Genomic DNA, 12,868 nt, shown 5'->3' with positions numbered 1-12,868 from the left:
AACAGGATTGCACGGTCCCCCAGTGACGTAGAGCGGATCAAACGGGACAGCAACTATTTGCGCGGAACCCTGGAAGAAAGCCTAAAAGAACCGATTAGTGCCGGGATGAACGACGATGATAAACGTTTGCTGAAATTCCACGGAAGCTACTTGCAAGATGATCGTGATCTACGCAATGAGCGACGCCGCCAAAAATTGGAGCCTGCCTACCAATTTATGGTGCGTGTGCGTGCCCCCGGCGGTGTCGCCACTCCCGAGCAATGGCTCGCCATGGATGAGGTTGCGAATAAATACGCCAACGGTTCGCTGAAGTTGACGACACGGCAAGCGTTTCAGCTGCATGGGATTATGAAGTGGAATATGAAGAAAAATATACAAGAAATCAATGAATCCCTGTTGGACACGTTAGCCGCGTGCGGAGATGTGAATCGGAATGTGATGTGCAATCCCAACCCTTATCAATCCGAGGTTCATTCCGACGTTTATGAGTGGTCAAAACGGTTGAGTGATGACCTATCTCCGCAATCGAACGCTTACCACGAAATCTGGCTTGACAAAGAAAAAGTCGTAGACAGTAAAGAAACGGAGGAGCCATTATACGGGGACGTTTACTTACCGAGAAAATTTAAAATCGGCATCGCGGTTCCTCCTTCCAACGATGTGGATATTTTTTCCCAGGATCTCGGATTCATCGCGATCGTGGAGAACGGAGAGCTGCAAGGGTTTAACGTCGCGGTCGGCGGCGGTATGGGGATGACGCACGGGGATACGGAAACGTACCCGCAGTTGGCCCGCGTGATCGGATTTTGCAAACCGGAACAGCTATTTGATGTCGCCTGGCAAGTGATCGCGATTCAACGGGACAATGGCAACCGTTCGGTACGAACGAATGCGCGTTTTAAATACACGGTTGACGCCAATGGGCTCGATTGGATCAAACAAGAGTTGAACGAGCGATTAGGATGGGCGCTTGAAGAAGCGCGCCCCTATCACTTTGACCATAACGGCGATCGTTATGGATGGGTAAAAGGAATTAAAGGCCGGTGGAACTTGACATTGTTTATCCAAAACGGCCGCATCAAAGATTTCGAAGACTATCCGCTCATGACCGGTCTGCGCGAAATCGCGAAAATCCATACCGGCGATTTTCGCCTCACCCCCAATCAAAATCTTGTCATCAGCAATGTGACCGCCCAGAAGAAAAAGCAAATTGCTGCGTTGATCGAGAAGTATGGGTTGGAAGATGGGGAGCGGCAATCCGCCCTGCGGCGCAATTCCATGGCTTGCGTTGCCTTCCCAACCTGTGAGTTGGCTATGGCCGAATCGGAACGATACTTGCCGTCTTTGTTGGAAAAAATTGAAGAAATGTTAGAGGAATCGGGCTTAAAGGATGAAGAAATTATCATTCGCATGACGGGATGCCCCAATGGATGCGCCCGCCCAGCCCTCGGAGAGATCGGCTTTATCGGCAAGGCCCCAGGAAAATATAACTTATATTTAGGTGCAGGCTTTGCCGGGGACCGGCTGAATAAACTTTACCGGGAAAATATCGGTGAAGCGCAAATTCTGGAAGAATTACGCCCGATCATTTCCGAATACGCGAAAGAACGGGACGAAGGTGAACATTTTGGGGATTATGTCGTGCGAACCGGCTATGTAAAAGAAGTGCACTCGGGACTCGACTTTCACGATTAAATCCATCAAGATAGCCTCGGGTCAATAGAACTCGGGGCTTTTTTGCGTGTGGGACGTCGGCATGATATCAACGGAAACGACGGGTTTATCAGCCAAAACACAAAGGATGATGATTTGTCGCTTATGCATAATCCCGATCGTTTTAGTATAATTAAGGGAGATGCTTGAAAAGGTGAGGGATAACCATGAATTTAGCAACATGCCAGACGCAACAAGAACGACTGGAAATATTGGAAAAAATTACGCCTGCATTTAAAGAAAGAGCTGCCGAGCATGATCGCGCGGGGACGTTCCCCCATGAAAATTTTAAAGCGTTGCGGGAAGCAAACTATCCGGGTCTTACGGTGCCAAAAAAATATGGCGGCCAGGGCATCAGCCTGTCGGAGATGCTGGAGTTGCAGGAAACCATCGCCAAAGCCGATGGTTCCACCGCGCTATCGATCGGCTGGCATATGGGCCTCGCGATGCAAATCGGGGAAAACGAGACATGGGATGAAAAAACCTACGCGGCCGTCGCCCGCGATATTGTGGAGAACGGCGCTTTGCTCAATGGGGCTGCCAGTGAACCGGCGACGGGAAGCCCGACTCGCGGCGGACGTCCGGAAACAACAGCAACAAAAACGAAGAACGGCTGGATAATCAGCGGCCGCAAAACCTTTACCACGCTTGCGCCAACCCTTGATTATTTTATCGTAAGCGCCGGTATTGAAGGCAGGGACGAAGTCGGGAACTTCTTGGTGCATCGCAGTTTGCCGGGAGTATCCATCGACCATACGTGGGACGCCCTCGGCATGCGTGCGAGCGGAAGTGATGATCTCGTGCTGGAAAATGTAGAATTGAAGGATGCAGATTATGTGCAAGCACTCACTCCGCAAAAAGAAGCAGCCGGATGGCTTTTGCACATCCCGGCTTGCTACCTCGGCATCGCGGAGGCGGCCCTTGATTACAGTGCCAATTATGCCAATCACTATTCGCCCAACAGCATCGAAGGAACAATTGCTGATCTTCCAAACATTAAGCAGAAAATCGGCGAAGCGGAGCTGATGCGGCAAAGAAGCCGCCACTTCCTCTATTCGGTCGCAGGTAAATGGGACCGAGGCGATCAGGAAACCCGCCAGCAGATGAAAACGGAACTGGGCGCGGCCAAACACGTGGTCGTCAACGACGCGGTCGATATCGTGGACCTTGCCATGCGCGTTGCCGGGGCGAAAAGTTTGCAACCCGACACGCCGCTCGGCCGGTATTACCGCGATGTGCGCGCCGGTCTGCATAACCCACCGATGGATGACATGACGATCATGCAACTGGCAGGCGACGCGTTTGGACGAAACGAATAAAACAGCGAAAGCGGTGTATCACTTTCGAGAGTGGTGCACCGTTTTATTTTCTAATCAATTTTTAATGTTACATTCAGAGAAGGTTCATCGGGGAGGTGTACAGTGAATGTATACCAAATAAAGGAGGAAACATGACATGAAAAAATTTATGATTGCCACAGGGTGTGTAGCTGCAATCTCTTTGTCGGCCGTCGGATTTTCCCAGTTTAATGCTAGTGCGGGGGATGATGGGCAAGCACCGAAAGACAGTGGTGAAACGTCGGTCCAAGAGGAAGAAACAACCGTGCAGACAGATGGCGAAAATGACTGGTTCGAATCGCTTCCATATAAGGAGTTTGAGTTGGACGTAGAGTACGGGGATCGGGAATATGAAGCAGATTACGAATATGAAGGCGGCGATCCGGAAGCGGAAATTGAGGATGAGCGCGGGGACAAGGAAACTGAAATCAGCGGAGACGAGGCGCTGAACGAGCTTTCCGATATCCTGCCAAACGTGGGCATTGACGAAAACTCAAATGAGGAGGAAGTGAAGCAAGCTGCGCTTGAAGCGTTTGACTTAGATTCGGATTACAATGAACTGGAAATTGAAATCGAATTTTTGGACGGCAAGGAATTGGAGATTGAAGACGAGTAACACGATTGAAAAAGGCTTTCGCGACATTGCGAAAGCCCTTTTTAGGGTTCAAAACAGGCTTTTCGTAGAAATTATAACGTATGAGGCTGGAGACGTTCCCCTAATCATCATACGAAAAAACGAGTATCTCTCCGGTATACGCATCAATATCTATATCGATGTCTCCGCTGCTTGATTCGATTTCAATTTCATAATAGGTGCTTTCATCATCTATCTCGAGCTCCATTTCTTCAATGACCCCATCTACTTCATTCGCAGCGATTTGCACGGCTTCTGCAGCAGTGACCGGAGGTTCATCGCCCGCTGTTTCTTCTTCCTCGCCATTCGTTTCCTCTTCGCTTTCTCCGTCGCTCTCCGTTCGAGCTTCAATGATCTCCAGGTTCATCACCTCTCCTTCAGCAGCGTCGACCAGAAGGTTATAGATCCCTTGGTCGTTTGCAAGTTCTACTTCATACGCGGGTTGGCCGTTATGCTGTGTGGACTCTGCATTTACTACGTCTCCCGGGTATTCGTTCCCGACTTTCTCCCGAATTTCATCCTCTGATAGTTGCGCGCTGCCTGTACCGGCATTCAGCTGCGTCACGGCAACTGCTGTCAACAAAAATATAACAATGCCGGTGCTTATAAATAGCATTTTTTTCATGCATACACCTCCCCGGCATCTTCAACCGGCATTTCGATGGTAAATGTCGTATACGCGCCGACGTTGCTGTCTAATGTGATTCGTCCGCCTTGTGCTTCCATTAATTTGGCAGCAATGGATAACCCTAGCCCCGTGCCACCGTCTTCGCGCGATCGTGCTTTGTTGATTCTGTAAAAGCGATCAAAAATACGTTCCTGGTCCACTTCGGAAATACCATTACCGTAATCGGTGATGGATACATAGGCCATGCGGTTCTCTTGCCAAACGGAAACGTCAATATGCTTGTCGCTGTATTTAAGAGCGTTATCGAGAATGATGTAAAGCACTTGCTTTACTTTTTCCATATCGGCATAGACATGGAGCGCATCCATCTCTGAAGTGACTTGAAAATAAATCTGGCGCTGCGTAGCGGTTTCCATTGCTCGCACCGCTTTCCGGACAACCGCATCGAGCTGAAAATGCTCGGGTGCCAGTTGCAGGTATTCGCCATCTTTGACGAGCAGGAGCAACTGTTCGGCCAAATGTTTCATCCGCGCCCCTTCTTCCGTAATTGCATCAATCCCTTCATCCAACACTTCCGGTTTTGTTTTCCCCCAGCGTTTCAACATGGTGGCATATCCGTCGATCACGGTTAACGGTGTGCGTAATTCATGGGAGGCATCAGATACAAATTGATCTTGTTTTTCAAATTCACGTTCCAAACGTTCCACCATGTCGTTAAATGCCTCGATTAGCTGCTGAAGTTCGTCCCGGGAACGGCGTTTGCTTTTAATCGGTTTTAAATTTCCTTTTTCCTGTATGTTCTTCATCGTCGCTATTAAGCGATTAATCGGACGCAAAATGATGGTGCCTAACACCCAACCTCCAAGGACTGCGGGGATGAGGACAATGAATGATGCCGCTACGAGAATATAGCGGAGCACTTCCATATTGGCTTCCATGCCCTGTAAGCGTTCCGAAACCTCCAATGTGACGATGCTCCCATCTTCCCAAATGATCGGTTTATAAATGAAAACAAACCGCTCTCCATCTTCATTGACCCATGTGCGGGCATCTTGTGTATTCGTGAAGTGCGCGGGGAACTCGGAGAAACGTGGCTCTCTCGTAGAGGTATGAATCGTATCTTCCTGTTGATCAATGATCCTCACCATGCCGTTTCCGGGAAGATTGGCCTGGATGATGCCGTCTAATTCCGTTCCGGATTCAATGGCCTCACTGAGAGGTTCGGTCATCGCCTCGGCCTGGTTGGTCACTCTCGTAATTTCCGAGGACCAACTGTCATTTTCATATACCACATAGACAAATATGTTTGTAGCAGCGACAAAGAAAATCAATGCCAGTGCCGCTGATACTTGCAATTTTGTTTTTAATTTCATCGACTTTGCCTTTTCATTACATAGCCGACGCCTCTCATTGTATGGATTAACGGCTCAGCGCCGGCATCTATTTTTTTGCGCAGGTAGCGGATGTAGACGTCCACAATGTTTGTGTCACCGATAAAATCATACCCCCATACCGCCTGGATAAGTTGCTCGCGGTTTAGGACGTGACCCTGATTGACGATCAAATGATGAAGCAAATCGAATTCCCGCGGTGTGAGTGTGATCTGATCATCGCCTCTTTGTACTTCCCGGCTTTGGACGTTCACCGTCAAATCTTCAAACTGTAAGATCTCTTCTGTCTGTTTTTTTTCCACTTTTTTATAATCGCGTAGCTGGACGCGGATCCTTGCCAACAGTTCTTCATTTTCAAATGGTTTGGATACATAATCATTCGCACCGAGATCAAGGCCACTCACTTTATCGGGAATTTCATTTCTCGCCGTCAGCATCATTACGGGTGTCAACGAATCTTCCCGACGAAAGCGTCTAAGAATCTCCATGCCACTCAATGACGGCAGCATCACATCGAGAATCACGAGATCCCAGCCCCCTTCGAGTGTCGCCTCTAACCCCGATTGGCCATCATGTTGAACTTCCACGCTGTATCCCTCATACTCCAATTCCAATGTTAAAAGCCGCCCCAAGCGCTTCTCGTCTTCCACGATCAATATTCTGGCCACAACCGTTCACCTCCGCTTCACTCTCTACGTTTATTATACTAAAATAATCGGCAAAAGAGATTAGAATAAGATTAGAAATTGTCGGCTATGGATAAAAGATCAAGAACGAACCACTCGATAGGAGGGATCTACGCTGGGACAAACCATATACCAACTTAATAGCCTGGGTGCCAACATTGTAGCGTTTATCAGCCGAAAATACTTCGATATCAGCGGAAAACATCAATATATCAGCCGAAACAAACGATTTATCAGCCAAAACAATCGCCGAGATCAAGGCAATGGAAATTGTCTTTTTGTTGCTCCATAATCTGAATTGGTTCAACGAATGGTGCAAAAAGTGAAAAGTCTGTTTCAGGATTGGCAGTAGGGGAACGTGAACGATTGGCTTTTTCAGGAAAAAATATAGAGCAAACGCCATCAGAAGTTTCTAATGATAACCAATGCTTAATTTTAAATGGGTTCTGTGTGTTTTTGCGGACTCGGAGGGAAGCTTAGAAACCAAAAGAGTCCTCAGGAAGAGTATCAGCGGACTCGGGGAGAGGTGTTGAAGCGAAAAGAGTCCTCAAGAAGAGTATCAGCGGACTCGGGGAGAGGTGTTGAAGCGAAAAGAGTCCTCAGGAAGAGTATCAGCGGACTCGGGGAGAGGTGTTGAAGCGAAAAGAGTCCTCAGGAAGAGTATCAGCGGACTCGGGGAGAGGTGTTGAAGCGAAAAGAGTCCTCAGGAAGAGTATCTGCGGACTCGGGGAGAGGTACTGAAGCGAAAAGAGTCCTCAGGAAGAGTATCTGCGGACTCGAAGGGAAGCTCTGAAGCCAAATGGGTCCTCAGGCTTGTGTTCTGCGGACTCATAATGGTTGCCGAACGCCAATATAGTTCGCAAATGTAACAAAATGTTTGATGTCCGTCTCATCTCCAATTTGATCGCGAGGCGTCATGTTTGTTTTTGATGGAGTGTGTGGGGATTGTTGTTCCCGGTTTGGATGTTATAATAAAGATAGATAGCATTATTTTTCATAGGCTGACAAGGAGTGTCGCTACATGGACGATTTTTCGGTTGCTTCGATGATGGAAACGTTCAGGGAACTATTTCCGAAAGAGACCTCCATTGCCGTGTCTGACGTCCAACACTTTATTTATTATAAGCCAAGCAAACACATTGATTTAAAAATCAGGCCCGGCGATAAAATCAATGAAAATACCGTGACTTATAAGGCTCTCTCCATTCAACGGAAAACATCTGATCATATAAATAGCAAAGTGTTTGGTACCCCCTACTTCGGGACGTCTGTCCCCATTTTTGACGCTGGGCGACCCGCAGGGTGTGTTACTGCTATTTTGCCAAGCAAGCAGTTGCGTCTCCTTTCGTCCTTAGTGACCGTTCAAATGAACGATCGCTGGGTGCCCGTTCCTTATCCAGACGTTATGTTTTTTGAAGCACAGAACCGAAAAACATGGATTCAATCCGAAAGGGGAACGGGTACGCATAAATTTAGTTTGAATGAGCTAGAACCTCACTTGCCCGATGATTCCTTTATTCGCTGTCACCGTTCCTATATTATCAATGTCAATTTTATCACCGAAATACAGCCTGACACGCATTCAACTTTCTTGTTGATGATGAAGGACCAAACGAGAATTCCCGTTAGCCAAACGTACGCCAGTCATTTCCGTAAAATCCTTTCCTTCTAATTTTTCTGCTTTATGTTCTTCTTTTGCTGGTTCGTCATCCATTTAAGCCTTTTCATTCAGAAGCACCTGAGTCTTTGGCAATTCGTTGATATAATGAGGAGAAAATTGCTGAAGTGAGGGTTTTCTATGGAACAAAAGATAGAACAGCTTTTACGCGATTCACGTTTGCATAACCGCATTGTTTCGGAGGAAACAGCGGCTTCCTGGATAAATGATGGCATGACATTGGGTCTTAGCGGATTCACAAGGGCGGGAGACGCTAAAGCCGTTCCATCTGCACTTGTCGATAAAGCCAAACAAGAAAACGTAAAAGTGAATGTGTATACCGGTGCCTCACTTGGCTCCGATATTGATCGGATCATGGCTGACGCCGGCATCGTTCATAAACGTCTTCCCTTTCAGGCAGACAGCACAATGCGCAGGGAAATTAATCACGGGGATATGCTTTTTGTGGATCAGCATTTATCGCACACTGCTGAAGCTCTTCGCCAGGATGCGCTGAATCCTGTTGATTTCGCGATTGTGGAAGCGATATCAATCACGGAAAACGGCGAAATTATCCCGTCGACATCGGTTGGCAATTCCTCCATTTTCGTAGAAAAAGCGGAAGCGGTTATTATTGAGTTGAACCTTGCCCAACCAGCAGAAATGGAAGGCTTGCATGATATTTATGAAGCAGGCGAGCAAGGAAACCGCGAACCCATCGGGTTGAAGCACGTTGACGACCGTCTCGGATCCAAAGGCATTCCCGTCGACATCGAAAAAATTAAAGGCGTCGTTATTACCAATCAGGCCGATTCCCCATCGACGATTGTGCCGCCTGATGAGGAAACGGCTGTTATGGCGAACCATCTGATTGATTTTTTACGTAAAGAAAAAGAATTGGGCCGTCTGCCGGATAATCTTGCGCCATTGCAATCCGGCATTGGATCGGTGGCCAACGCCGTTTTGCACGGTCTTTTGGATTCGGAGTTTACAGATCTGGAAGTGTATTCCGAGGTTTTGCAAGATGCTGTCTTTGACCTTATGGACGCTGGCAAAATTCGCTTTGCTTCCGGTTGTTCCATCACATTGTCTGAAACGAAAATTGAAGAAGTCTATGCGGATATGAATAAGTATCGCGATCGTTTAATGTTAAGGCCGCAAGAAATTTCAAATCATCCGGAAATCATTCGTCGATTGGGCTTGATTTCAATTAACACGCCGATCGAAGTCGACCTGTATGGTAATGTGAATTCCACTCATATTCTCGGCACTGAAATGATGAATGGAATCGGAGGTTCAGGAGATTTCACCCGAAATTCACGACTTGCGATTTTTGTTACTAAATCAATAGCAAAGAGGGGGGATGTCTCAAGCATCGTACCTTTTGTTTCCCACGTCGACCACACCGAACACGATGTGGATGTGATCGTGACAGAACAAGGCTATGCCGATTTGCGCGGATTAGCACCGACAGAACGTGTGCCGCTTATTATTGAACATTGCGCCCATCCGATGTATCGGGAACAACTCTATGCTTATTACAAAGAAGCATGCGAACAGGGAGGCCACACGCCTCACCTCCTAGAGAAGGCGTTCTCCTGGCACACAAACTTTGCGAAAAACGGAACCATGCTTGAGAAATCAACGTTGGGTGTTTAGCTAAACATGAAAGGAAATGCTGTGAAAAATTGAAGAATTAGGCTATAGTTGACTTAGGATGTGTGCATCGGCACGAGCAAGAGTACCTACATTCTTTTTTCATACTTTAGGGTGTAAAGGGTGGAGAAAATGAGTAACAAACAAACGACAACAGATGTTATTTTAATTGGCGCCGGGGTGATGAGCGCGACTTTGGGATCATTATTGAAAGAGTTGGCACCTGAGTGGGAAATCAAAGTGTTTGAGAAACTCGGAAGTTCGGGAGAAGAAAGCTCGAATGAATGGAATAATGCGGGTACCGGCCATGCTGCACTATGCGAACTCAACTATACAACCGAAAAACCTGACGGATCCATCGATGCCGGCAAAGCAATAAAAATTAATGAACAGTTCCAGCTTTCAAGACAGTTCTGGTCTTATCTTGTTAATAGCAATTTGATTCGTAGGCCGCAGGAATTCATTATGCCCATGCCACATATGAGTTATGTGCATGGAGAGGAAAATGTAAAGTTTTTGAAAAAACGCTATGAAACGCTGTCCAATGATCCGCTGTTTCAAGAGATGGAGTATTCCGATGATCCCGAAAAACTTAAGGAATGGATACCGCTGATCATGGAAGGCCGTACATCAAATGAACCGATCGCGGCAACCAAAATCGATTCGGGAACGGATGTTAATTTTGGAGCTTTAACACGCTTGTTGCTTGATCACCTGCAAAACAATAATGTTGATATCCATTACCGGCATAGTGTTGAAGATCTTAAACAGACGAGCGACGGCTCGTGGGAAGTAAAAGTGCATGATATGGCCAACGACAACATCGAACACCATACGGCAAAGTTCGTCTTTATCGGCGCAGGGGGGAGAAGCCTGCATTTGCTGCAGAAATCCGGTATTCCTGAAGGGAAACATGTTGGAGGGTTTCCGGTGAGCGGGCTTTTTATGGCGTGCAACAATCCGGAAGTTGTCGAGCAGCATCAGGCAAAAGTGTACGGCAAGGCGAAGGTCGGAGCACCCCCAATGTCGGTTCCGCATCTTGATACCAGATACATCGACGACAAAAAAACGTTGCTGTTTGGACCGTTTGCCGGTTTCTCGCCAAAGTTTTTAAAAACAGGTTCCATATTCGATTTGGCCACTTCCGTAAAATCGGATAATCTCACAACAATGCTGGCCGCAGGCGCAAAAAACATTCCACTGACAAAATACCTGATCAAACAATTAATGTTATCGAAAAAACAACGCATGGAAGAATTGCGGGAGTTTATTCCAAATGCCAGAATCGAAGATTGGGAGTTAGTGACAGCGGGCCAACGTGTACAAGTGATCAAAGATACCGAGGCTTCCGGAAAAGGAACACTTCAATTTGGCACGGAAGTTGTTAGTGCCGATGACGGATCGATAGCTGCTCTGCTCGGTGCTTCTCCGGGTGCTTCCACTGCCGTTCACGTGATGCTTGACGTCTTGGAAAAATGTTTTCCGCAAGAAATGAAAGAATGGGAACCGAGAATAAAGGAAATGATCCCTTCTTATGGCGTGTCACTGTCAGAGAACCCGGATCTTTTCCGTGACATTCATACGTCAACAGCGCACTCTCTTCGTCTTGATGAGAATGTTTCCGATTTTTGGGATGCAGAAGAAAAGGTGTTGCAAAACGTGTGAAATGAAAAAAGCCGCATTTTCGATGGAGAAAATGCGGCTTTTTTAGTAGGTAAGAAAGTATAAATCAACTTTATTACCTACATAAGTGCAACTAAGATTTTTCGCCATAAAGGCATGGCGAAAAGTCAAGTTTTCTAATGTAGGGCAAGCGTTCAATAAGGTTGTGCATATTCGAATGAAACAGGTGGTTTCCTAACGAGGCACCTAATGCCCGCGATTATGAATAAAACAGATGGAATCAACGATATTCCGAAGCTGAGAAGTAACATCGGTCCACCGGCGATGATATATAAAATACCTGATGTTGTGGGATTATTTTTTAACATAATGAGGGCAACAAACCCTAAAATAAGCCCAATGATATGCATTGCAAAAGCCCACCATCCCAGTGAAGCGAGGAATCCAAAGAAAGTGGTGGCGCCTTCAACCTCGTGTGAGGGAACCGTAGGGTCATTGATCATGTCTTGTTCATATGCCCTTATTAAGGCTTGAAATCCTACAATGATAAAACCCAGAAATGCGCCCAGAATCAAAGTGAAAACAACACCGATAAGGCCTAATACCAATTCACCTCCCCGAGTCATTTTGCAAATCCTCCAATACTATATAAAAAGATACTGTCACACCCTATTGGAATGATTCCCCAATAAAGTGCGCGGGAAGGTCCATCGTCCTTGAAAAGAGAAAAAACTTCAATTTGGGGCACACAGGGAGGGGTCCATCTTTAAAAAGATGAATCAACGAAGGCGGGATTTCTGGAAAATCGTTAAACCACGCTATGACGTGTTTAGAATGGCTGTATCACTGGTGTGAGTGATTAATGCAACCACTCTGTACTAGTAATCTATCCCAGAAATTGTTTCCCTTAATGTGTTATCGCTTGTAATCCCTCTGATGAGATCGAGCCACTTCGAGAGGAACAAGAGAAGCAATGTAATCCCTCAAACGAAGGTCAATCTGCTCTGAGATGAACACCGGCCCTTCTTATGAGTACCGTCGGGAGGAAATATGGGTATGGCGAATAAAGGGAGAAACAATTTCTGAAACAGACGACTGCACACACTTACTTCCATTTATGTTCTCTGGTACTACTCCTAAAAGGCATTACTTTTCATCCGCAGGCGGAACAGCAAAGTTGAATAACGATGACCTCAAATAAAAATTTCAAAAAATCTGATCATTAAAGACGTTTACGAGTAAAGTTTTTACGCTATACATAATTTCGGGATGTTTGATCATGATAACACATGAAGTCTTCCAATAATTATGGATTGCTGAACAACTTGCAGCTATCAGCTGAAGCCGGGATGCCGCTTCCATGGCTTCGCTTTCCGCGGACGAACGGTCAAGCCTCCTCGCGCAAAACCGGCGCTGTGGGTGCTCGACGCGTCCGCTTTGATGTCTACGCCATTGCAGCACCGTCCCACCATATGTTGCCAGAAGTGCAAGGGTTTTTTGTTTATAGATGGATTTCCTTGCATCCAGCTTTGACAACACCAAC

11 protein-coding genes are annotated in these 12,868 nt (G+C 46.7%); 6 read left to right on the top strand and 5 right to left on the bottom strand.

What is annotated here, in order from left to right:
• Positions 1-6 precede the first annotated feature (6 nt).
• The 3 genes from cysI (at position 7) to HUG20_RS17090 (ending at position 3,666) form a co-directional block, all read left to right on the top strand.
• On the top strand, positions 7-1,695 hold the full coding sequence (cysI, locus tag HUG20_RS17100; protein ID WP_200090568.1) for an assimilatory sulfite reductase (NADPH) hemoprotein subunit: 1,689 nt from the start codon (positions 7-9) through the stop codon (positions 1,693-1,695).
• Positions 1,696-1,880: 185 nt separating this feature from the next.
• A complete protein-coding gene (locus HUG20_RS17095; RefSeq protein WP_200085882.1) occupies positions 1,881-3,032 on the top strand; it encodes an acyl-CoA dehydrogenase family protein in 1,152 nt (383 codons plus the stop codon).
• A gap of 136 nt (positions 3,033-3,168) precedes the next feature.
• Positions 3,169-3,666 carry a YusW family protein gene (locus tag HUG20_RS17090; RefSeq protein WP_200085881.1) on the top strand — a complete coding sequence of 166 codons (498 nt, stop codon included), beginning with the start codon at positions 3,169-3,171 and terminating at the stop codon, positions 3,664-3,666.
• Positions 3,667-3,766: 100 nt separating this feature from the next.
• Here the strand turns inward: HUG20_RS17090 and HUG20_RS17085 are convergent, their stop codons facing one another.
• The 3 genes from HUG20_RS17085 to HUG20_RS17075 are packed head-to-tail and all read right to left on the bottom strand — an operon-like array spanning position 3,767 to position 6,371.
• On the bottom strand, positions 3,767-4,309 hold the full coding sequence (locus tag HUG20_RS17085) for a PepSY domain-containing protein (protein ID WP_200085880.1): 543 nt from the start codon (positions 4,307-4,309) through the stop codon (positions 3,767-3,769).
• Entirely contained in the window at positions 4,306-5,685 is a 1,380-nt protein-coding gene (locus HUG20_RS17080; RefSeq protein ID WP_200085879.1) for a HAMP domain-containing sensor histidine kinase, read from the bottom strand. The genes HUG20_RS17085 and HUG20_RS17080 overlap by 4 nt, the downstream gene beginning before the upstream one ends.
• Positions 5,682-6,371: a response regulator transcription factor gene (locus tag HUG20_RS17075; protein WP_246476458.1), complete on the bottom strand. Its 690-nt coding sequence runs from the start codon at positions 6,369-6,371 to the stop codon at positions 5,682-5,684. Before HUG20_RS17075 ends, HUG20_RS17080 begins: the two co-directional genes overlap by 4 nt.
• 1,039 nt (positions 6,372-7,410) lie before the next feature.
• On the opposite strand from HUG20_RS17075, the gene HUG20_RS17070 reads away from it, so the two are divergent.
• The 3 genes from HUG20_RS17070 to HUG20_RS17060 all read left to right on the top strand — a co-directional run bounded on the left by HUG20_RS17070 (position 7,411) and on the right by HUG20_RS17060 (position 11,367).
• Positions 7,411-8,061, top strand: a complete 651-nt coding sequence (locus tag HUG20_RS17070) for a LytTR family DNA-binding domain-containing protein (RefSeq protein WP_200085878.1) — start codon at positions 7,411-7,413, stop codon at positions 8,059-8,061.
• Between the two features lie 126 nt (positions 8,062-8,187).
• Positions 8,188-9,705, top strand: a complete 1,518-nt coding sequence (scpC, locus tag HUG20_RS17065; protein WP_200085877.1) for a succinyl-CoA:acetate CoA-transferase ScpC — start codon at positions 8,188-8,190, stop codon at positions 9,703-9,705.
• Between the two features lie 129 nt (positions 9,706-9,834).
• Positions 9,835-11,367 carry a malate:quinone oxidoreductase gene (locus tag HUG20_RS17060; protein WP_200085876.1) on the top strand — a complete coding sequence of 511 codons (1,533 nt, stop codon included), beginning with the start codon at positions 9,835-9,837 and terminating at the stop codon, positions 11,365-11,367.
• Positions 11,368-11,519: 152 nt separating this feature from the next.
• Here HUG20_RS17060 and HUG20_RS17055 read toward each other — a convergent pair whose 3' ends face one another.
• The gene (locus HUG20_RS17055; protein WP_200085875.1) at positions 11,520-11,951 is read right to left on the bottom strand and encodes a DUF4064 domain-containing protein; all 432 of its coding nucleotides are present in this window, start codon (positions 11,949-11,951) and stop codon (positions 11,520-11,522) included.
• Between the two features lie 708 nt (positions 11,952-12,659).
• Positions 12,660-12,848, bottom strand: a complete 189-nt coding sequence (locus HUG20_RS17050; RefSeq protein WP_200085874.1) for a hypothetical protein — start codon at positions 12,846-12,848, stop codon at positions 12,660-12,662.
• Between the last annotated feature and the right edge of the window lie 20 nt (positions 12,849-12,868).

The sequence above is a fragment of the Salicibibacter cibi genome (assembly GCF_016495865.1).
Lineage (GTDB): Bacteria > Bacillota > Bacilli > Bacillales > Marinococcaceae > Salicibibacter > Salicibibacter cibi.
Note: the sequence above shows the minus strand (reverse complement) of the source record. Positions and strands in the feature narration are given on the sequence as shown.

Bases quoted from the DNA above. Each gene is read 5' to 3' on its own strand.
- scpC (WP_200085877.1), top strand. From the start codon at position 8,188: ATGGAACAAAAGATAGAACAGCTTTTACGCGATTCACGTTTGCATAAC.
- HUG20_RS17095 (WP_200085882.1), top strand. From the start codon at position 1,881: ATGAATTTAGCAACATGCCAGACGCAACAAGAACGACTGGAAATATTG.
- HUG20_RS17085 (WP_200085880.1), bottom strand. From the start codon at position 4,309: ATGAAAAAAATGCTATTTATAAGCACCGGCATTGTTATATTTTTGTTG.
- HUG20_RS17060 (WP_200085876.1), top strand. From the start codon at position 9,835: ATGAGTAACAAACAAACGACAACAGATGTTATTTTAATTGGCGCCGGG.
- HUG20_RS17090 (WP_200085881.1), top strand. From the start codon at position 3,169: ATGAAAAAATTTATGATTGCCACAGGGTGTGTAGCTGCAATCTCTTTG.
- HUG20_RS17050 (WP_200085874.1), bottom strand. From the start codon at position 12,848: ATGCAAGGAAATCCATCTATAAACAAAAAACCCTTGCACTTCTGGCAA.
- HUG20_RS17080 (WP_200085879.1), bottom strand. From the start codon at position 5,685: ATGAAATTAAAAACAAAATTGCAAGTATCAGCGGCACTGGCATTGATT.
- HUG20_RS17055 (WP_200085875.1), bottom strand. From the start codon at position 11,951: ATGACTCGGGGAGGTGAATTGGTATTAGGCCTTATCGGTGTTGTTTTC.
- HUG20_RS17070 (WP_200085878.1), top strand. From the start codon at position 7,411: ATGGACGATTTTTCGGTTGCTTCGATGATGGAAACGTTCAGGGAACTA.